16 protein-coding genes are annotated in these 19,190 nt (G+C 71.9%); 3 read left to right on the top strand and 13 right to left on the bottom strand.

The features are described from left to right. Positions 1 to 40: 40 nt before the first annotated feature. The 3 genes from HB370_RS21745 to HB370_RS21735 form a co-directional block, all read right to left on the bottom strand. Positions 41 to 931, bottom strand: a complete 891-nt coding sequence (locus HB370_RS21745) for an SRPBCC family protein (protein WP_030790864.1) — start codon at positions 929 to 931, stop codon at positions 41 to 43. 108 nt (positions 932 to 1,039) lie between these two features. Then, positions 1,040 to 2,731, bottom strand: coding sequence for a polyamine aminopropyltransferase (locus HB370_RS21740; protein ID WP_030790861.1), 1,692 nt, complete (start codon positions 2,729 to 2,731; stop codon positions 1,040 to 1,042). A gap of 108 nt (positions 2,732 to 2,839) precedes the next feature. Beyond that, complete coding sequence (locus HB370_RS21735) at positions 2,840 to 3,364, bottom strand: DUF2617 family protein (RefSeq protein ID WP_030790858.1); 525 nt, start codon at positions 3,362 to 3,364, stop codon at positions 2,840 to 2,842. Positions 3,365 to 4,184: 820 nt separating this feature from the next. On the opposite strand from HB370_RS21735, the gene HB370_RS21725 reads away from it, so the two are divergent. Continuing rightward, a complete protein-coding gene (locus tag HB370_RS21725) occupies positions 4,185 to 5,369 on the top strand; it encodes a pyridoxal phosphate-dependent aminotransferase (protein WP_030790852.1) in 1,185 nt (394 codons plus the stop codon). Positions 5,370 to 5,424: 55 nt separating this feature from the next. Here HB370_RS21725 and HB370_RS21720 read toward each other — a convergent pair whose 3' ends face one another. Continuing rightward, positions 5,425 to 5,958, bottom strand: coding sequence for a YbjN domain-containing protein (locus HB370_RS21720; RefSeq protein WP_030790849.1), 534 nt, complete (start codon positions 5,956 to 5,958; stop codon positions 5,425 to 5,427). Positions 5,959 to 6,109: 151 nt separating this feature from the next. After that, on the bottom strand, positions 6,110 to 8,707 hold the full coding sequence (gene clpB / locus HB370_RS21715) for an ATP-dependent chaperone ClpB (RefSeq protein ID WP_030790847.1): 2,598 nt from the start codon (positions 8,705 to 8,707) through the stop codon (positions 6,110 to 6,112). A gap of 113 nt (positions 8,708 to 8,820) precedes the next feature. On the opposite strand from clpB, the gene HB370_RS21710 reads away from it, so the two are divergent. Next, complete coding sequence (locus HB370_RS21710) at positions 8,821 to 9,234, top strand: TIGR03618 family F420-dependent PPOX class oxidoreductase (RefSeq protein ID WP_030790844.1); 414 nt, start codon at positions 8,821 to 8,823, stop codon at positions 9,232 to 9,234. A gap of 145 nt (positions 9,235 to 9,379) precedes the next feature. Here HB370_RS21710 and HB370_RS21705 read toward each other — a convergent pair whose 3' ends face one another. Further along, positions 9,380 to 9,715: a hypothetical protein gene (locus HB370_RS21705; RefSeq protein WP_030790839.1), complete on the bottom strand. Its 336-nt coding sequence runs from the start codon at positions 9,713 to 9,715 to the stop codon at positions 9,380 to 9,382. A gap of 346 nt (positions 9,716 to 10,061) precedes the next feature. Between HB370_RS21705 and HB370_RS21700 the strand changes: the two genes are divergently transcribed. After that, positions 10,062 to 11,066: a helix-turn-helix transcriptional regulator gene (locus HB370_RS21700; RefSeq protein WP_078637742.1), complete on the top strand. Its 1,005-nt coding sequence runs from the start codon at positions 10,062 to 10,064 to the stop codon at positions 11,064 to 11,066. 15 nt (positions 11,067 to 11,081) lie between these two features. Here HB370_RS21700 and HB370_RS21695 read toward each other — a convergent pair whose 3' ends face one another. From HB370_RS21695 to HB370_RS21665, 7 genes are all read right to left on the bottom strand, one after another. Continuing rightward, positions 11,082 to 12,122 (bottom strand): LuxR C-terminal-related transcriptional regulator, encoded by a 1,041-nt coding sequence (locus tag HB370_RS21695; protein ID WP_167513012.1) that lies wholly within the window; start codon positions 12,120 to 12,122, stop codon positions 11,082 to 11,084. Between the two features lie 222 nt (positions 12,123 to 12,344). After that, positions 12,345 to 13,451: a substrate-binding domain-containing protein gene (locus HB370_RS21690; RefSeq protein WP_030790827.1), complete on the bottom strand. Its 1,107-nt coding sequence runs from the start codon at positions 13,449 to 13,451 to the stop codon at positions 12,345 to 12,347. Between the two features lie 404 nt (positions 13,452 to 13,855). Continuing rightward, complete coding sequence (locus HB370_RS21685) at positions 13,856 to 14,323, bottom strand: helix-turn-helix domain-containing protein (RefSeq protein ID WP_030790825.1); 468 nt, start codon at positions 14,321 to 14,323, stop codon at positions 13,856 to 13,858. Between the two features lie 5 nt (positions 14,324 to 14,328). After that, positions 14,329 to 15,495, bottom strand: coding sequence for a molecular chaperone DnaJ (dnaJ, locus tag HB370_RS21680; protein ID WP_030790822.1), 1,167 nt, complete (start codon positions 15,493 to 15,495; stop codon positions 14,329 to 14,331). Positions 15,496 to 15,528: 33 nt separating this feature from the next. Further along, positions 15,529 to 16,200 (bottom strand): nucleotide exchange factor GrpE, encoded by a 672-nt coding sequence (grpE, locus tag HB370_RS21675; protein ID WP_030790819.1) that lies wholly within the window; start codon positions 16,198 to 16,200, stop codon positions 15,529 to 15,531. Continuing rightward, positions 16,197 to 18,032, bottom strand: coding sequence for a molecular chaperone DnaK (gene dnaK / locus HB370_RS21670; RefSeq protein ID WP_167513011.1), 1,836 nt, complete (start codon positions 18,030 to 18,032; stop codon positions 16,197 to 16,199). The genes grpE and dnaK overlap by 4 nt, the downstream gene beginning before the upstream one ends. Positions 18,033 to 18,126: 94 nt before the next feature. Continuing rightward, positions 18,127 to 19,152 carry an MraY family glycosyltransferase gene (locus tag HB370_RS21665; protein WP_030790816.1) on the bottom strand — a complete coding sequence of 342 codons (1,026 nt, stop codon included), beginning with the start codon at positions 19,150 to 19,152 and terminating at the stop codon, positions 18,127 to 18,129. Positions 19,153 to 19,190: the final 38 nt, after the last annotated feature.

Genomic DNA, 19,190 nt, shown 5'->3' with positions numbered 1-19,190 from the left:
ACGACACTACTGGGGTGCGCGGCGGGTGTGCGGGCGCCGGTCAGCGTCGTCTGCGCAGGGCGCGGGTGACCACGATCGCCGAGGCCAGCGCGAGGGCCGCGGCGGGCGCCGCCCAGCGCAGGGCCGGGTTGCCGACGACGGTCTGGGGGGCGGGCACGGGGGCGTACCGGCCGCGCGGCGGGGCGTGGTCGACCTCCTCGGCGCTGCGCCCGATCATCGTCCGCCGCGCGTGCGCGGCCTCGGCGGGCGGCTCCCCGGTGTCGGCGAAGTCCTCGGCGAGCACCTCGGGGTGGACGGGGCCGGTGTCTTCGGTGCCCTCGGCCTCTGCGGTGTCGTCGTCCGCGTCGTCCTCGTCGTCCGCGTCGTCCTCGTCGTCCGCGTCGTCCGCGTCGCGGTCCAGGGAGGGCGGCGGGACCTCGGTGTCGAAGACGGAGGGACGGGGTTCGCCCGCCACCGCGGACTCGTCCGGCACCGGCTCGTCGTCCGCCGCCGACTCCTCCCCCGCCGGCTCCTCGTCCGTCGCCAGCGACTCCAGGAACCGGCTCAGCAGCCTCGTCGTCGCCGACGTCACCGTCTCCGCCGGGAGTTCCGTGATCCGGCCGGTCGCGGTCGCCGTGCCCTCGGCCGTGACCGTGCAGCCGTCCTCGGCGGGCGTGAGGCGCAGGGTCAGGGACAGCTTGACCGAGCCGGTGCCGCGGGCCTCGGCGGCGTCGGCCTCGACACCGTACGTGCCGTCGGCGCGCGGGGTCACCCGGGCCGTGCCCCGGTAGGTCACGGAGTGCCCGCCGACGCGGAGTTTCAGCCGGCCGGTGAGCGGTTCGGCACCGGCGTCCTGGGTCAGCCCGGGGACGGCGCGGGCGACGCGAGCGGGGTCGGCCAGGGCGGCGCCGAGCCGGTCGGTGGAAGCCTGGACGAAGACCTGGTGCTCCATGGTCCGGGAGCCTACCCACTCGCGGCCGGAACTCACCCGGGCATGCTGACCGCTCCGCGTCCGGCCCCCCGTTGGCCCACGCGCCCACCGCCCTCCTGGCAGGGCGTCTCAGTAACGGGGTCGCACCAGCGTGGATGCCGGCAGCCCGTCGATCCGGGTGCGGTCGGCGGCGCGCGCGTCCGCCGTCAGCCGCGCCTGGGTCAGCGTGTCCGGCCGCCAGGTGCCCAGCCGCAGGGGCGGCGGGGCGGGGCCCGGGGCCGCCAGCAGGAAGCCCCAGTCGTGCGGGGCCCGGGTGGCGCCCGGCGAGCGGTCGGGGCCGGCCGCGAAGCCGCTGTCGTGCGGGGCCCGGGTGGCGCCCGGCGAGCGGTCGGGGCCGGCCGCGAAGCCGCTGTCGTGGCCCGGCACCCGGTACGGGGAGACGGCGAAGCCGGCCGCACGGAGGGACGCGGCGACGGTCCAGTAGGCGCGCGGCCGGGCGGCGACGGGACCGGCGTGCACCACCAGGCGGCCGTGCGGGGCCAGCACCCGGCGGGCCAGGCCGTAGAACTCCTGGGAGTACAGCTTGGCGCTGGCGGTGATGCCGGGATCGGGCAGGTCGGCGATCACGACGTCGTACGCCCGGCCGCGCGCCCCCCGCAGCCAGGCGAGCGCGTCGGCGGTGGTGACGTGGACGCGCGGGTCGGCGAGGGCGTGCGCGTTGAGGGCGGCGAGGCCGGGGTCGCGGCGGGCCAGCTCCACCAGGCCCGGGTCCAGTTCGACGAGGTCGAGGCGGTGCACGTCGCGGTGGCGCAGCACCTCGCGGGCGGCCAGTCCGTCGCCGCCGCCGAGGATCAGCACGCGCGCGTGCGGGCCGGTCAGCGCCGGGTGGACCAGGGCCTCGTGGTAGCGGCGCTCGTCGCGGCCGCCGACGCGGAGCCGGCCGTCCAGGAAGAGGTCGAGGGGCCGGCCGTGGGTGCCGCCGGCCAGGACGATCTCCTGCACACCGGTCCGCACGGCCACCCGGACGTCCCCGCCGTACACGGCGTGCCGGGCGGCCCGCTCGAAGTCGCCCGCGAGGGCGGCGGCGCAGGCGAGGACGCCGAGGACGGCGAGGCCGGTGAGCAGCAGCAGCCGGCGGGCGCGGCGGCCGAGGTCGCGCCGGAACAGGCCGAGGACCAGGGCGCCGCCCGCGACCACGTTGACCGTGCCGGTCAGCAGCGCGCCGGTCAGCTGGCCGAGGAACGGCAGGAGCAGGAAGGGAAAGGCGAGGCCGCCGACCAGGGCGCCGACGTAGTCCGCGGCGAACAGGTCGGCCACCGCGCCGCCCGCGTCCTGCCGCCGGATGCGCTGGATCAGCTCCATCAGCAGCGGCACCTCGGCGCCGATGAGCAGGCCGATGGCCAGGGAGAAGGCGACGAGCAGGCAGCGCGGTCCGGCGGCCCAGAGCCCGCCCCAGCCGGCGGTCCAGGCGAACACGGCGTACAGCGCCATGGCGCTGCATCCGCCGACCAGGGCGAGGGCCGCCTCCACCGCGACGAAGCCGGCCGCCGCGTGGTGGCGCAGCCGCTTGGCGCCGAGGGAGCCGATACCCATGGCGAACACCATCACGGACAGCACCACGGACGCCTGGGTGACCGAGTCGCCCATCAAGTACGAGGCGAACGCGACGAGTTCGAGTTCGTACACGAGTCCGCAGGCCGCGCAGACGAAGACGCACGCGAGGACCAGGAACCGCCCGGTGCCGGGCCGGACGGGCAGCCGTGCGGGGCTCGTCCAGGAGGGCGGGGCGCCTGGGGGCGCGGGGGCGTGCGGTTCGATCACGCTGCGACGTTACGTCACGTTCCGGGCACGCTTCGTCACCCACACGTGTGGATCTGGGGGCGGTTGACGCATTGCGGGTTTATGTCGCCGGAAAAGGCGTAGACCCGCTCAGTCCGGCTGGGCCACCCGCGCCCGCTCGCCGACCCGGGTCCGGGTGGCCACCAGCTGTCCGTCCTGCGGATAGGCGTGCCAGGTGCGCCAGTGCACCTGGCCCTCGTGCCGCTGGGCCAGCATCGCGGTGAAGGCGTGCGGGCTGCCCGGGAAGACTCCGGCGAGGCCGTGCGGATGGTCGGAGACGAGGGCCAGTAGTTCCTGGGCGCGGCCCGCGAACGAGCCGGGGGTGAGCACCTCGACCCGGGCGGCGAACTCGTACTCCCAGTCGCCGACCCGTTTGGCGACGCCCAGCGGCAGCGGGGTGCTGGAGCCCGGGATGCACGCGACCGTCTCCGAGCAGTTGCCGCGCTCCTCCTCCAGGAGCACCTGGTGGGAGGCGCCGAGCAGCCGCAACTGGAGTCTGGCACCGGTGAGTTCGAGGTCGAGGGTGGCCAGGGCGGGCAGCGGTTCACGGCCCAGGGCCCAGGCGAGGTCGGCAGCGCGCGTATCGGTATAGGAGGTGTTCAGGGTCGTGAGCATGGATCGGCTCCGCTAACACGCATTGGGGGGAAATCAGCCAATTTCAGCCCAGCCGGCCCGGCCGGAATGCGGAGTCAGGGGGCGTTCGAGGGGCTGCGTTGGCGTTTAGAGGGAACCATGAACAAGGCTGCCGCCACAGGGTTTTTACGCAACTTCGTTGGGTTTCCATCCCTCGGGGGGCTCACAGCTCACGTGTTCAACTACGGCGTGCGCCGGTCGTGAATAAGACACGCCGGGCGCCTGCCGGATCTCTGTCCGGCGGACGCCCGGCGCGGTGCGGCCCGGATGCGGTTCCCCCCTCATCTCCGGGAAGCCGGCTGCCCCGTGTCAGCCGCCTCCCCCGCATCCGCCCCCGCCACCGCCGCACGACGAGCCCCCGCCGCACGACGAACCGCCGCCGCAGGACGAGCCCCCGCCGCAGGAGTGCCCCCCGTGCCCGTGCCCCCCGTGGTGCCCGCCGTGGTGCCCGGACGAGCCGGAGTCACCGCCGGTCCACCAGCTGTCCGACGCCGAGCCGCCGTAGACCGCGGCCGACGAGGACGACGAGGACGACCTGCGGTACGCCCCGCCACGTCCGCGGCCCCTGCCGGACACCGGCCTCGTCCGCCGGTTTCCGCGCCTCCCGCCCAGCGCGATGAACGCCACGACGATCACCGCCAGGATGATGCCCAGGATCATGGCGCCACCCTCCTTCCGTTCCCCCGAAGCGGCCCCCCGTGGGCGCCTCGTCCGTCACCGCGCTCTCGCGCGGTGCCGGGGAATTGCCCGGCCGTGCCGGCGGCCAAAGCAGAGTTGAGGAACTCCAGAGCTTGAGCGCAGGATGACGGGCATGACCTCCAGCGCACGCCCTCATCTCAACCGCCGGCTCGCCGAGTTCGGGACCACGATCTTCGCCGAGATGTCGGCGCTCGCCGTGGCGACCGGGTCGATCAACCTGGGCCAGGGCTTCCCGGACACCGACGGCCCCGAGGAGATCCGGGAAGCCGCCGTACGGGCGCTGCGCGACGGGCGCGGCAACCAGTACCCGCCGGGCCCCGGCGTCCCCGAGCTGCGCACCGCGATCGCCGCGCACCAGCTGCGCCGCTACCGCCTGTCCTACGACCCCGACACCGAGGTGCTGGTCACGGCGGGCGCGACGGAGGCGATCGCCGCCGCGCTGCTGGCGCTGGTCGAGCCGGGGGACGAGGTGGTGGCGCTGGAGCCGTACTACGACTCGTACGCGGCGAGCATCGCGATGGCGGGCGGGCGGCGGGTGCCGGTGACCCTGCGGCCGCACGAGGGCCGCTTCCGGCTGGACCTGGACGAGCTGCGCGCGGCCGTCACCGACCGCACCCGGCTGCTGCTGGTCAACACCCCGCACAACCCGACCGGCACCGTCCTCACCCGCGCCGAGCTGGCCGCCGTCGCCGAGCTGGCGGTCGAGCGGGACCTGCTGGTGGTGACCGACGAGGTCTACGAGCACCTGGTCTTCGACGACGCCGAGCACCTGCCGCTCGCCACGTTCCCGGGGATGCGCGAGCGCACGGTGAGCATCGGTTCGGCGGGCAAGACCTATTCGTTCACGGGCTGGAAGGTCGGCTGGGTGACGGCCGCGCCGGAGCTGGTCCGCGCGGTCCGCTCGGCCAAGCAGTTCCTGACCTACGTGGCCTCCGGCCCCTTCCAGTACGCGGTCGCCGAGGCACTCGCGCTGCCCGACTCCTACTACGAGGAGTTCCGCCGGGGCATGCTGGCCCGCCGGGAGATCCTCGCCGAGGGGCTCACGGCAGCCGGGTTCGAGGTGTTCCGCCCGGCCGGCACCTACTTCATCACCACCGACATCCGGCCGCTAGGCGAGAAGGACGGCTTCGCCTTCTGCCGGGCCCTGCCGGAGCGGGCGGGCGTGGTGGCCATCCCGAACGCGGTCTTCTACGACGACCGGGAGGCGGGGGCGCCGTTCGTACGGTTCGCGTTCTGCAAGCGCGAGGAGGTGCTGCGGGAGGCCGCGGAGCGGCTGCGCTCCATGTGAGCGCGGTGCCGCGTCCGGCCGGGGGCACGGCCCCCGGCCGGAGCGGGGGGCCGTCTTACTCGGCGTCGCCCTCGGGCGTCTCGCCCTCGCCGCCCTCCGGGTCCAGGCCGAGCTGCTCCACCAGCCACTTGTCGAACTCGATCGCGGCCCGCACCCAGCTGACCGTGGAGGAGACGAAGTGGTTGATGTCGACGCCCGTGCCGATCAGCATCTGGGCCTCGCCGATCAGCCGGACGGTGCCGTCCTCGTGGGTGTGGGTGTACACCTTGGGCCACAGGGTGCGGCGGTTCCACTCGTCCACGGTCTCCAGCAGCCGCGGCTTGTCCTCGATGGCGTGCGGGCGGTCGAAGAAGGTCCGCACCGAGAAGATCGCCTGTTCGGGCTCGTCCCCGCGGAACATGAAGTAGGTGCGGAACTGCTCCCACGGCGCGACGAGGTCACCCTCCTCGTCGACGACGTACTTCAGCTCCATCTGGTCGAGAAGCTGCTTCACCAGGTCCTGATCCGGGAGGACGGGGCCCGCCGGTCCTTGGGGCTGCGGTTCGGGCTGGCCCCCGAAGTTCGGAATCGAGGACGGGTCGATGCTCACCGTGTTTTTCCCTTCATGCGGATGCCGCCATCCTCCCCCATGCGGGGAGGGGGGTGGCAAGCCCCGACCCACCGCTCAGCCCTGAGCTGAAGGGCCGTGTCAGAGCGCCCGGCCCCGGGCCGGGTCCCCCGGCCCGGGGCCGAAGGGCGCGTCAGAGCGTCTTCCCGGTGGCCGGCCCCACCAGCAGGCCCTCGCCGAAGCGGTCCACGCGGACCGTGTCGCCGTCCTTGACCTCGCCGGACAGGATCTCCTTGGCCAGCCGGTCGCCGATGGCGCTCTGCACCAGGCGGCGCAGCGGGCGGGCGCCGTAGGCCGGGTCCAGGCCCTCCTCCGCGAGCCACGCCAGTGCCTCGGGACTGACGTCCAGGGTGAGCCGCCGCTCGGCCAGCCGCCGGGCGAGCCGGTCGATCTGGAGCCGGGCGATCCGCTCCAGCTCGGGCTTGGTCAGCGCCGAGAAGACCACCAGGTCGTCCAGCCGGTTGAGGAACTCGGGCTTGAACGAGGCCCGCACCACCTCCAGCACCTGCTCCCGCTTCTGCTCCTCGCTGGTCAGCGGGTCCATCAGGAACTGGCTGCCCAGGTTGGAGGTGAGCACCAGGATCGTGTTGCGGAAGTCGACCGTGCGGCCCTGGCCGTCGGTGAGCCGGCCGTCGTCCAGCACCTGGAGCAGGACGTCGAAGACCTCCGGGTGGGCCTTCTCCACCTCGTCCAGCAGCACCACGCTGTACGGGCGCCGCCGGACGGCCTCGGTGAGCTGGCCGCCCTCCTCGTAGCCGACGTAGCCGGGGGGCGCGCCGACCAGCCGGGCCACGCTGTGCTTCTCGCCGTACTCCGACATGTCGATGCGGACCATGGCCCGCTCGTCGTCGAAGAGGAAGTCCGCGAGCGCCTTGGCCAGTTCGGTCTTGCCGACGCCGGTCGGGCCGAGGAAGAGGAAGGAGCCGGTGGGGCGGTCGGGGTCGGCGATGCCGGCGCGGGAACGGCGCACGGCGTCCGACACGGCGCGTACGGCCTCGCCCTGGCCGATCAGCCGCTTGCCGATCTCCTCCTCCATGCGCAGCAGCTTCTGCGTCTCGCCCTCCATCAGCCGGCCGGCCGGGATGCCGGTCCAGGCGGCGACCACGTCGGCGATGTCGTCGGCGCCGACCTCCTCCTTGACCATGGTGTCCCGGGCGGCCTGCTCCTCGGCGGCGGAGGCGGCCTCGAGCTCCTTCTCCAGCTGCGGGATCTCGCCGTACAGCAGCTTGGCCGCGGTGTCGAAGTCGCCGTCGCGCTGGGCCCGTTCGGCCTGTCCGCGCAGGTCGTCCAGCTTCTCCTTCAGCTCGCCGACCCGGTTGAGGGACTGCTTCTCCTTCTCCCAGCGGGCGGTGAGGCCGCGCAGCTCCTCCTCCTTGTCGGCGAGGTCGCGGCGCAGCTTCTCCAGCCGTTCGCGGGAGGCCGGGTCGGTCTCCTTGCCGATCGCCAGCTCCTCCATCCTCAGCCGGTCGACGGCGCGCTGGAGCTCGTCGATCTCCACCGGGGAGGAGTCGATCTCCATGCGCAGCCGGGAGGCGGCCTCGTCCACCAGGTCGATGGCCTTGTCCGGCAGGAAGCGGGAGGTGATGTACCGGTCGGACAGGGTCGCGGCGGACACCAGCGCGCTGTCGGCGATCTGCACCTTGTGATGGGCCTCGTAGCGGCCCTTCAGCCCGCGCAGGATGGCGATGGTGTCCTCGACGGAGGGCTCGGCGACCAGGACCTGCTGGAAGCGGCGTTCCAGCGCGGGGTCCTTCTCGATCCGCTCCCGGTACTCGTCCAGGGTGGTGGCGCCGACCATGCGCAGCTCGCCGCGGGCGAGCATGGGCTTGAGCATGTTGCCCGCGTCCATGGCCGAGTCGCCGCCGGCGCCGGCGCCCACGACGGTGTGCAGCTCGTCGATGAAGGTGATGATCTGGCCGTCGGAGTCCTTGATCTCGGCGAGGACGGCCTTCAGCCGCTCCTCGAACTCGCCGCGGTACTTGGCGCCGGCCACCATCGCGCCGAGGTCGAGCGCGACCAGCCGCTTGTCCTTCAGCGACTCGGGCACGTCGCCCTTGACGATCCGCTGGGCGAGCCCCTCCACGACGGCGGTCTTGCCGACGCCGGGCTCGCCGATGAGGACCGGGTTGTTCTTCGTACGGCGGCTGAGCACCTGGACGACCCGCCGGATCTCCTGGTCCCGTCCGATGACCGGGTCCAGCCGGCCCTCGCGGGCGGCGGCGGTGAAGTCGGTGCCGAACTTCTCCAGGGCCTTGTACTGGCCCTCGGGGTCGGCGGTGGTCACGCGGCGTCCTCCCCTGGCCTTCTTGAAGGCCTCCAGCAGCTTCTTGGCGTCGGCGCCCTGCCGGGTGAGCAGTTCGCCCGCGGCACCGCCCTGCGCGGCGAGGCCGATCAGCAGGTGCTCGGTGGACAGGTACTCGTCACCCAGCTCCCTGGCCCGCTCGCCGGCGTCGGCGATCACGGCCAGCAGCTCGCGGTTGGGCTGCGGCGGCGCCACGGTGGACCCGGTCACGCTGGGCAGCCCGGCCAGGATCCGCTCGGCGCCGGAGCGTACGGCGGCCTGGTCGGCGTCGACCGCGGCCAGCAGGTCGGTGATGTTCTCGTTGTCCCGCCCCTGGAGCAGAGCCAGCAGCAGGTGGGCGGGGGTGAGGTCCGGGTGCCCCCCGGTGACGGCGCGATTGCTCGCGGCGTTGATCGCGTCCCGGCTCCTGTTGGTCAGCTCGGCGTCCACGTCTGCGTTCTCCTCCTCGACCGCTTCCCAGTGCTGACTTAACCAGCGTACACAAAGTTGAGTCTATTCCACTCAAGCTTCGAACGGGAGTGCCTACCGGCTAGGTTGCGCGCATGACGAGGAACTCCGCGGATCCGTCCGCCCCCGACGAGTCGTACCTCGCCTTCTGGCGCGAACGGCATCTGTGCACCCTGACGACCCTGCGCCCGGACGGCAGCCCGCACGTGGTCCCGGTGGGGGTGACCTACGATGCCGGGGCCCGGCTGGCCCGGGTGATCACCAGCGGGACCAGCGCGAAGGCCCGGTACGTGGCGGCGGCCGGCGAGGCGGGCGCCCGGGTCGCGGTGTGCCAGGTGGACGGCCGGCGCTGGGCGACGCTGGAGGGGCGGGCGCGGGTGCGGACCGAGCCGGAGCGGGTGGCCGAGGCGGAGCGGCGCTACGCCGAGCGCTATCAGCGCGCACCCCGGCCGAATCCGGCGCGCGTGGTGATCGAGATCGAGGTCTCCCGGATGCTCGGCAACGCCTGATGAACGGCGATTTTCGGCCAGCATGGAAATGTCTGCATACCTCGATATATCCCCGCAAACGGCAGCGGCGTCACCGTGTTCAGGTCACGGTGACGCCGCTGCGGGGGGAAGCGCCTGAGCGATCTTTTACGACGGGGGAATCGCGTCAGGCACTGCGGGGGGTGGCCGAGATGGTCCTCAGGTCGGAGTCCGTCGGCTCGGAGAGCCGGTGGTCCCGCTGGTCCAGGTTCACAAAGATCATTCCGTACCGGATGGCACACCGTACCGGCTGCGGGGCGCCACGCGGCCTGCGCAGGCACCGGTACGCCCGCACGTCCCCGTCCTCGTCCCGGGTGACGACGACCGGCTCACCGAACACGGTCACCATCAGCGAGTCACCGCTGTGGGGGATGGCGGTGACCAGGTCGATGAAATGCCAGCCGGACCGGTAGGCGGTGGCCATTTCGCGACGGAAGGACCGGTCGTCGGGTGGAGTTGTCATGACTCCACGGCCCAACTGCTGTCCGCCGGGGGGACCCACGAGCTGTCGCCCGGGACATCGGACGCCACGATCACCCAGCTGCTGTCACCGGCGCCGGCGCCAGCAGCGGCCTGTACGCGCCAACTGCTGTCCTGAGCGACAGCATCCTTCGTCCCCGCATGACCGGTCAGTACGCCGAAGGCCAAGGCGGCGGAGAAGGCGGCGACAAGCGCCGAGCGAAGCATTGTCTTATGCATAGTCGGCTTCGTCCTCATGTGAAGGTCACCTCTCCCCCGTCCGGATACGACGATGGCCCATTCCGGCACGTCATGGCCACACAAACGATGCATCATGTTCCTGCACGTTCATGACCCTGGGGGGTGGAGATTTGGCGATAAACGAGATTAAACGGACACATCCCCACGGTCTGACCGACCTGTGCGAGGAAGGGAGCCGTCTGTACGGGAACGCTCTCCGGACGGGCCGCATAGCCCGCGCCGACGTGGAGACCGCTCCCTGCCTGATGGAATACGCCCTCCTCCACCCCGACCCCGACGACCCCAACTGGCTGCGCCCGGTGCCCCCGGCGATCGCCCTGGCCCAGCGGCTCAACCCGATCGAGCAGGAGATCAGCCAGCGCCGCCGGGAGTCCATCGAACTCGCCGACGCTTTCGAGCCGTTCATGCACATCAGCGCCCAGCCCACGGCGACCACCCACTCCATCACCGTGCTGGAAGGGCTTGACCGGATCAACGCGGCGCTGGATCTGGCCACCTCCCAGTGCCAGAGCGAGATGCTCACGGTCCAGCCGAGCCGCCGACGGCTCGAACACACCCTCGCCAAGGCCCTGGAGCGCGACCGCCCGCTGATCGAGCGCGGCTGCCGCATCCGCACCCTCTACCAGCACCCCGCCCGCTACAGCCCCGAGACGCTGGCCTACGTGGCCCAGTTCGCCGACGGCAAGGTGGAGTACCGGACGATCGACGAACTGGCCGAGCGGCTGATCATCTGCGACGAGACGGTGGCCTTCATCCCCACCCGGGACGACGGGGAGATCGCGCTCGAACTGCGCCACCCCGGGCTCGTCCGCTATCTGATCAAGGTCTTCGAGTTCATGTGGGCCCGCGCGGTCCCGCTGAGCGCCGGCGCCCCCTACGAGACCGCCTCCGACGGCATCACCGAGGTCCAGCACTCCATAGCCAAGCTCCTGGTCGAGGGGCACGTGGACGAGGCCATCGCCCGCCGCCTCGGCATGAACGTACGCACCTGCCGGGCCCACATCGCCAAGCTGGCCCACGCCCTCGGCAGCGGCAGCCGCGCCCAGCTCGGCTATCTCATCGCCCAGTCCGGCATCCTGGACCGCGACCACTGAGCCGGCCCGCCCGGTTCAGCCCGCCGGGGGTTCCGGATCCGCGCCGGCCATCGCCCCGGCCGGCCGGGGCGGTCGGTGGCCGTCCAGCCCCACCTGCGCGATGCGCACACCGAGTTGCGTACGGCTGGCCGCGCCCAGGGTCTCCGACAGCCGGGCGATGTGCGCCCGGCAGGTACGCACGCTGATGCCCAGCCGCTCGGCGATCACCGCGTCCTGGTGACCCTCCGCCAGCAGCGCGGCGATGGACTGCTCCCGGTGCGAGATTCCCTCGATACCGGTGTCCGGCAGCGGCGCCGTCAGCGGGATGGCCAGCCGCCACAGCCGCTCGAAGACCGTCACCAGATACTCCACCAGCGCCGGGTGGCGCAGCTCCAGGGCCATCGTGCGGTCGGCGTTGGCGGGGATGAAGGCCACCGTGCGGTCGAAGAGGATCAGCCGGTCGATGACCTCGTCCAGGGTCCGGGCCTCCACCGTGTCGCCCATCAGCTCCAGGTAGTTCAGCAGCCCCTGCCCGTGCCGCGCCACGTGCGTGTACAGGTCGCGCATCCGCACGCCCCGGCCGCGCAGCGCCAGCGCCCGGTGCAGGCCCTCGGTGAGTTCCGCCTCCCGCCGGATGCCGCCGGGCTGCACGGTGAGCACCTCGGTGGTGCAGGCCTCGGTCGCCTCGTCCATCGCGGCCTGGATGCGGGCCAGCCCGTCCAGGACCCGGATGGCGCTGCCCTCGGCCGGTGCCGCCAGGGCGTCCCGCTGCCGGCCCAGGCCCGCGTACCACTCGAACGCGGCCACCGCCGAGCCCACCCGCCGCTGGCTCGCGCTGACCTCGTCGTAGACCCCGCGCAGCAGCCGCGTCATGACCTCCTGCGGGGAGGTCGGCACCAGCCAGTCCATGTCGTCGGGATCGGGGTGCAGCAGCGCCAAGTCCAGCAGGCAGGGCACGGGCTCGGCGTCCGAGCGCGGCACCCGCCCCCGGCGCACGGCACGGGAGTACACCCGATCCCCGGCCTCACACAGCCGGTCGGCACCGTGAGGATGCTCCTCCGCCCCGCGCCCGGCCATCGCCCATTTCACCCCCGGTGTGCTGCCACTTCCGCAGCGCAACTATGCGCGGCGCCGACCGGGTCCGCAACACGGGTACTCCGACGGCACCGCCCAAGTGGTCCCGTTCCGCCCGGGTTTGCGTGGCGCTCGGCCTTCACATCACACCAGGGCGGGGGTGGCGGCGCACCGGCGGCTCCGGCAGCGCCGGTCAGGCACCGGACCGGCGCACCGTCGGACCGGTCACCTCAGCCCGATCGCCGCGCAGGCGGTCTTGTACTTGGCGGTGCAGATGTCTTCGGCCGAGTAGATACCGTCCGCGATGACCGTGTCCTTGACGGTGCTCCTGGTCAGCGCGCTCACCTGGAGCAGCCGCGCCGGGATGTCCTTGGTGGTGGGGCTGTCCACCCGGTCCTGGGTGAGGGCGTCGAACTGGATGTCCTTGCCCTGGATCCGCATGACGGCCATCTGCGCGGCGGCCTCGGCCTCGTCCGGGTAGGACTTGTAGACGCTCATGTACTGCTCGCCGGCCACGACCCGCTGCACCGCGTCCAGGTCGGCGTCCTGGCCGGTGACCGGGGGCAGACTGGTGACGCCGGCCGCCTTCAGGGCCTTGATGACACCGCCCGCCATGCCGTCGTTGGCGGAGTAGACACCGGCGATGTTCGCCTTGCCGAGCTTGGCGATCGCCTTGGCCATGTTCGCCTCGGCGTTCTCCGGCTTCCAGTCCGTGGTGTCGTAGCTGTCGGCGATCGTCACCTTGCCGTTCAGCTCGGAGAGCGCGCCCTCCTTGAACTGCTTGGCGTTGGGGTCGGTGGGCGAGCCGTTCATCATCACGATCTTGTCGGAGATGTCGGCGGTCGAGCCCAGCGCCTCCAGCAGGGTCCGGCCCTGCACCTCGCCGACCAGCTCGTTGTCGAAGGAGACGTAGGCGTCGATCGGTCCCTCGGCCAGGCGGTCGTAGGCGATGACCGGGATGCCCGCGTCCTTGGCCTTCTGCACCTCGCCGGCGATGGCGTGCGCGTCCACCGCGTCCAGCAGGATGACGTCGGCCTTGGCGTCGATCATGTTCCGCAGCTGCTCGGCCTGGCGGGCGGCGCTCGCCTCGGCGTTGGCGTACTCGACCTTGCCCTTGTTCCTGGTGAGTTCGGCGACCTTGCGCTTGATGATGGGGTAGTCGAACTTGTCGTAGCGGGCGTTGGCCTTCTCCGGCAGCAACAGGCCCACGGTGACGTCGTCGCCCTTGGTCGGGCTCGCGCTCGCCCCGTCCTCCGTCGCGTTCAGCACGCCGCAGCCGGCGAGCGAGAGGGTCATCGTGGAGGCGGCCACGGATATGGCGATACGACGCATTCGGGGGCTCACTTCAGGTGTGGTACGGAGGGGTACTGCGCTACGACCAGATGTCTGAAAAGACAACGCGGAGCGCCCACCCGGCGTCAAGAAAAATCACTTAACGAGTGCGCAACACCACGCTCAGCTGCCTCTGTGAAGGTCACGCGAAACCACCTGCAAGGGGTCTTTACCCACCCTCCATTTCAAGGAAGTTCACCGGGCGGACCAGATCCGCACAACCGGCCCGGTTCGCCACGAGTCGTGATCGCGGACGGTCCGGGGCCGCGCTGTGACTCGGCCGGAGCAACGAATAAATCCAGCCAGAGGCGAAACTACCGCCACGGCGTCCCGGCGGACCCCCGGACAACGCGAGAGGGGCCCGGATCGTCCCGGGCCCCTCTGCACGCGCCTGCAGGCGCCTCTCAGTCCTGCTGCTGCCGCTTGGGCCGCCACACCACCAGCGCGCTGGTCTGCTGGACCTCCTGGTACGGCACCAGGTCACGCCGGTAAGAAGCGTGCACCGCGGCCTCGCGCTGCCGCATCGCCGCCGCCGCGCCGTCCAGGGCCGCCTCCAGCTCCGCGACCCGGGACTGGAGCGCGGCGACCTGGTTCTCCAGCTCGATGATCCGCTTGATGCCGGCCAGGTTGATGCCCTCGTCCTGCGACAACTGCTGGACCTGGCGGAGCAGTTCGATGTCACGGGCCGAGTAGCGCCGCCCCCGGCCGGCGGTGCGGTCGGGGGAGACCAGGCCCAGACGGTCGTACTGGCGCAGCGTCTGCGGGTGGAGTCCGGAGAGCTGGGCCGCCACCGAGATGACGTAGACCGGGGTCTCATCGGTCAGTTCGTACGGTGAGAAACCCCCGCGCTGGCGGGGTCGACGGCCATCCATCTCTCTCAAGCTCCCTTCGCGGCCTCGAACAGCTCCGCCCGCGGGTCCTCGCCCGCGGTCGCCTCGCGATACGCCTCCAGCGCGTCACGAGCCTTCCCCGACAGGTCCTTGGGAACACGCACCTCCACGGTGACCAGCAGATCGCCGCGGGTGCCGTCCTTGCGGACCGCGCCCTTGCCCCGGGCCCGCATCGTACGGCCGTTCGGGGTGCCGGGGGGCAGTTTCAGAGTGACGGGCGGGCCGCCGAGGGTCGGCACCCGCACCTCCCCGCCGAGGGCCGCCTCGGGATACGTCACCGGCACGGTGACGGTGAGGTTGTCGCCCTTGCGCCCGAACACCGGGTGCTCCCCGACGTGGACGACCACGTACAGATCGCCGGCCGGGCCGCCCCGCTCGCCGGGCGCGCCCTTGCCGCGCAGCCGGATGCGCTGGCCGTCGGTCACCCCCGCGGGGATGCGGACCTGCATCGTCCGCGACGACTTGGCGCGTCCGCTGCCCTTGCACTCCTCGCAGGGGTGCTCGGCGATCAGACCGCGGCCCTTGCAGTCGGGGCAGGGGTCGGTGAGCGAGAAGCCGCCGCCGGAGCCCCGTGCGACCTGCCCGGTGCCGACGCAGGTCGGGCACACGCGCGGTGTGCCGTTCTTGTCGCCGGTGCCCGAACAGGCCTTGCAGGGCGCCTGGGAGGACATCCGCAGCGGCACCGTGGCGCCCTCGATGGCCTCCGTGAAGCTCAGCGTCACCTCGGACTCGACGTCCTGGCCGCGCCGGGGCTGGGTCCGCGGACCCGCGGCGCCGCCCCGGTTGAACAAGCCCCCGAAGACGTCACCGATGCCGCCGCCGAAGCCTCCGCCCTGGGCGGCACCACCGAACAGGTCGCCCAGGTCGAAGTTGAAGGAGCCGCCGCCCGCGCCCGGTCCGGGGCGGAAGCCGCCGTTGCCGAACAGCGCGCGCGCGTCGTCGTACTCCTTGCGCTTCTTGGGGTCACCGAGGACGTCGTTCGCCTCGGAGATCTCCTTGAAGCGCTCCTCGGCCTTGGCGTTGCCCTTGTTGGCGTCCGGGTGGAACTCGCGGGCGAGCTTCCGGTACGCCTTCTTGATCTCGGCCTCGGTGGCGTCCTTGGGGACGCCGAGGACCTTGTAGTAGTCCTTCTCGATGAAGTCCTTGGTGCTCATCCCCGACGTCCCTCCTTCCCCTGCGTTGTCACGTCAGCCCTCGTCCGGGCCACCGTTCTCCTTGTCGCCGTCCGCCGCGGTGTTCTCCTCGGCGGCGTCCTCCGCCTGGTCCGCCTTGACGGTCTGCGCGCCGGGCTGCGGCTCGGCCACGGCCACCCGCGCGGGGCGGATGGTGCGCTCGCCGATGCGATACCCCGGCTGGAGGATCGCCACGCAGGTCGTCTCCGTGACGTCCGGCGCGTAGCTGTGCATCAGGGCCTCGTGGATCGTCGGGTCGAAGGGCTCGCCCTCCTTGCCGAACTGCTGCAGGCCCATCTTGGCCGCGACGGTCTCCAGCGACTCGGCCACCGACTTGAAGCCGCCGACCAGTTCGCCGTGTTCCCGGGCCCGGCCGATGTCGTCGAGCACCGGGAGCAGCTCGGTCAGGAGGTTCGCCACGGCGATCTCCTTGACCGCGGCCCGGTCGCGCTCGACGCGGCGGCGGTAGTTCTGGTACTCGGCCTGGAGGCGCTGGAGGTCCGCCGTGCGCTCGCCGAGCGCCGTGCGCACCTGGTCCAGCTGGGCGACCAGGCCGGCGTTCTCTGCGTTCCCGTCCCCGGCCGGGGCCGCCCCCTCCTCGGAGGCGGCCTTCGGCTCGGCGTCGTCGGAGGTGGCGCCGGAGGGGACGTCGGGCTTCTCCTCGAAGCCCGGGGTCTCCTCCGTCACGCGGCACCGTCCTTGCGCTCGTCGTCCACGATCTCGGCGTCCACGACGTCGTCGTCCTTGGCGTCACCGGCGGTGGCGCCGCCGGCGGCCTGGGCGCCCTGGGCGTCGGCGTACAGGGCCTGGCCCAGCTTCTGCGAGACGGCCGCGACCTTCTCGGTGGCGGTGCGGATCTCGGCGGTGTCCTCGCCCTTGAGCTTCTCCTTCAGCTCGGCGACGGCGGACTCCACCTCGGTCTTGACCTCGCCGGGGACCTTGTCCTCGTTGTCCTTGAGGAACTTCTCGGTCTGGTAGACGAGCTGCTCGCCCTGGTTGCGGGTCTCGGCGGCCTCGCGGCGCTTGTGGTCCTCCTCCGCGTAGCGCTCGGCCTCCTCGCGCATGCGGTCGACCTCTTCCTTCGGGAGCGAGGAGCCGCCGGTGACGGTCATCTTCTGCTCCTTGCCGGTGCCGAGGTCCTTCGCCGTGACGTGCATGATGCCGTTGGCGTCGATGTCGAAGGAGACCTCGATCTGCGGGACGCCGCGCGGCGCCGGCGGCAGACCGGTCAGCTCGAACATGCCGAGCTTCTTGTTGTACGCCGCGATCTCGCGCTCGCCCTGGTAGACCTGGATCTGCACCGACGGCTGGTTGTCCTCGGCCGTGGTGAAGATCTCCGAGCGCTTGGTCGGGATCGTGGTGTTGCGCTCGATCAGCTTGGTCATGATGCCGCCCTTGGTCTCGATGCCGAGGGACAGCGGGGTGACGTCGAGCAGCAGGACGTCCTTGACCTCGCCCTTGAGGACACCGGCCTGGAGCGAGGCGCCGATGGCGACGACCTCGTCCGGGTTCACACCCTTGTTGGCCTCCTTGCCGCCGGTCAGCTCCTTGACGAGCTCGGCGACGGCGGGCATACGGGTGGAGCCACCGACGAGCACGACGTGGTCGATGTCGTTGATGGAGATGCCGGCGTCCTTGATGACGTTGTGGAACGGCGTCTTGCAGCGCTCCAGCAGGTCGGCCGTCAGCTGCTGGAACTGGGCGCGGGTGAGCTTCTCGTCCAGGTGCAGCGGGCCCTCGGCGGACGCCGTGATGTACGGCAGGTTGATCGAGGTCTCGGTGGAGGAGGACAGCTCGATCTTGGCCTTCTCGGCGGCCTCGCGGAGGCGCTGGAGGGCCATCTTGTCCTTGGACAGGTCCACGCCGTGGCCGGACTGGAACTGCTTGACCAGGTAGTCGACGACGCGCTGGTCCCAGTCGTCACCACCGAGGTGGTTGTCGCCGTTGGTGGCCTTCACCTCGACGACGCCGTCACCGATCTCCAGCAGCGACACGTCGAAGGTGCCGCCGCCGAGGTCGAAGACGAGGATCGTCTGGTCGTCCTTGTCGAGGCCGTAGGCGAGCGCCGCGGCGGTCGGCTCGTTGACGATCCGCAGGACGTTCAGACCGGCGATCTCGCCGGCCTCCTTCGTCGCCTGGCGCTCGGAGTCGTTGAAGTAGGCCGGGACGGTGATGACCGCGTCCGTGACCTTCTCGCCCAGGTATGCCTCGGCGTCCCGCTTCAGCTTCTGCAGGATGAACGCGGAGATCTGCTGCGGGTTGAAGTCCTTCCCGTCCAGCCCGATCTTCCAGTCGGTGCCCATGTGCCGCTTCACGGACCGGATGGTCCGGTCGACGTTGGTGACCGCCTGGCGCTTGGCCACCTCGCCGACGAGCACCTCGCCGTTCTTGGCGAAGGCGACGACGGACGGCGTGGTCCTGGCACCCTCGGCGTTGGTGATGACGGTGGGCTCGCCGCCCTCCAGAACGCTGACGACGGAGTTAGTCGTGCCCAGGTCGATGCCGACCGCACGTGCCATGGTTGATTCCTCCAGCTGACTTGAGTGGAACAGGCTCAAGTGTGCCCGAGGAGACCCGCGGGGTCAACAGACCTGAGTCAATCGGACTCAACTCTTATCCGCTCCTTACACGCAAGTGCCCGCTGACCTGCGTAGACGCCGTACGAGGAGGTTGCTGGACAGGCATCCGAAGGAGTACGAGGGCGACCACGGCGACGACGACCGCGCCGCCGACCCAGAGGGCGGCACCCTCCCCCGTCCACCCCGCGTGCACCAGTACCCCCACCAGCACCGAGGAGAACGAGGCCGCCCCCAGCAGCACGACCGACCCCGGCGGGGTGAGCCCGAGCCGGCGCAGCCGGTGCGCGAGGTGGTCCGGGCCGCGCCGCAGCAGCGGGCGCCGGGCGGTGGTCCGGGCGAGCACCACGAGCAGGGCGTCGGCGACGGCGACGGCACCCAGGCAGAAGACCACCGCCGCGCTCGGCCCGAGCGCGTACCCCGCGCGCGTGAAGACGACGGCGGAGGACAGCACGAACCCGGTGAACAACGAGCCGCACGCGCCGAGGCCGATCCGCGCGGGATGCCAGTTGTGCATCAGGAAGCCGGTGAGGGCGGCGGCGACCACGCTCAGCAGTACGGCGAGGCCGTCCATCACCTCGGCGGCGGCGCAGGCACCCACCCCGAAGGCGGTGATCACCCCGACCGTCCCGGCCAGCCCGTCGGCGTGGTCGAGCCCCCGGAAGGCGAGGGTGGTGAGCACGATCCAGCCGACGGCCAGCAGCCCGCCGGGCAGACCGGTGTCGTCGTAGGGCACCACCCAGACCGCCGCCACGGCCGTCCCGGCGGCGAGCACCCGGGCACGCAGCCGCCACACGTCGGCCACCAGGCCGAGGGCGGCGATCGCGGCGGCGGCCGTCAGCAGTTCCCCGACACCCTCCCCGAGCGGGGCCACCCGGCTCCACTGCCCCATGCCGGCGACCAGGCAGGTGACGGCCACCACGGCGAGCCCGCCGAGCAGCGGGAGGGGACGCTGCCGGCGCCGGTCGAGGATCCCGGCCCGCAGGGCGGGCGCCCGGAGCGCCGCGGCGAGCACGGCGGTCAGGAGGAGGGCGGCGGTAGCGGCGGCGATCCCGTAGAGCACGGCTCTAAGGTAGGGGCGAAAGTATCAATTCGGTACGA

The organism is Streptomyces sp. DSM 40868, assembly GCF_011820545.1.
Taxonomy (GTDB): Bacteria; Actinomycetota; Actinomycetes; order Streptomycetales; family Streptomycetaceae; genus Streptomyces; species Streptomyces eurythermus.
Note: the sequence above shows the minus strand (reverse complement) of the source record. Positions and strands in the feature narration are given on the sequence as shown.

Bases quoted from the DNA above. Each gene is read 5' to 3' on its own strand.
- HB370_RS21745 (WP_030790864.1), bottom strand. From the start codon at position 931: ATGGAGCACCAGGTCTTCGTCCAGGCTTCCACCGACCGGCTCGGCGCC.
- HB370_RS21735 (WP_030790858.1), bottom strand. From the start codon at position 3,364: ATGCTCACGACCCTGAACACCTCCTATACCGATACGCGCGCTGCCGAC.
- HB370_RS21725 (WP_030790852.1), top strand. From the start codon at position 4,185: ATGACGGGCATGACCTCCAGCGCACGCCCTCATCTCAACCGCCGGCTC.
- HB370_RS21710 (WP_030790844.1), top strand. From the start codon at position 8,821: ATGACGAGGAACTCCGCGGATCCGTCCGCCCCCGACGAGTCGTACCTC.
- HB370_RS21705 (WP_030790839.1), bottom strand. From the start codon at position 9,715: ATGACAACTCCACCCGACGACCGGTCCTTCCGTCGCGAAATGGCCACC.
- HB370_RS21700 (WP_078637742.1), top strand. From the start codon at position 10,062: ATGACCCTGGGGGGTGGAGATTTGGCGATAAACGAGATTAAACGGACA.
- HB370_RS21695 (WP_167513012.1), bottom strand. From the start codon at position 12,122: ATGGCCGGGCGCGGGGCGGAGGAGCATCCTCACGGTGCCGACCGGCTG.
- HB370_RS21690 (WP_030790827.1), bottom strand. From the start codon at position 13,451: ATGCGTCGTATCGCCATATCCGTGGCCGCCTCCACGATGACCCTCTCG.
- HB370_RS21685 (WP_030790825.1), bottom strand. From the start codon at position 14,323: ATGGATGGCCGTCGACCCCGCCAGCGCGGGGGTTTCTCACCGTACGAA.
- dnaJ (WP_030790822.1), bottom strand. From the start codon at position 15,495: ATGAGCACCAAGGACTTCATCGAGAAGGACTACTACAAGGTCCTCGGC.
- dnaK (WP_167513011.1), bottom strand. From the start codon at position 18,032: ATGGCACGTGCGGTCGGCATCGACCTGGGCACGACTAACTCCGTCGTC.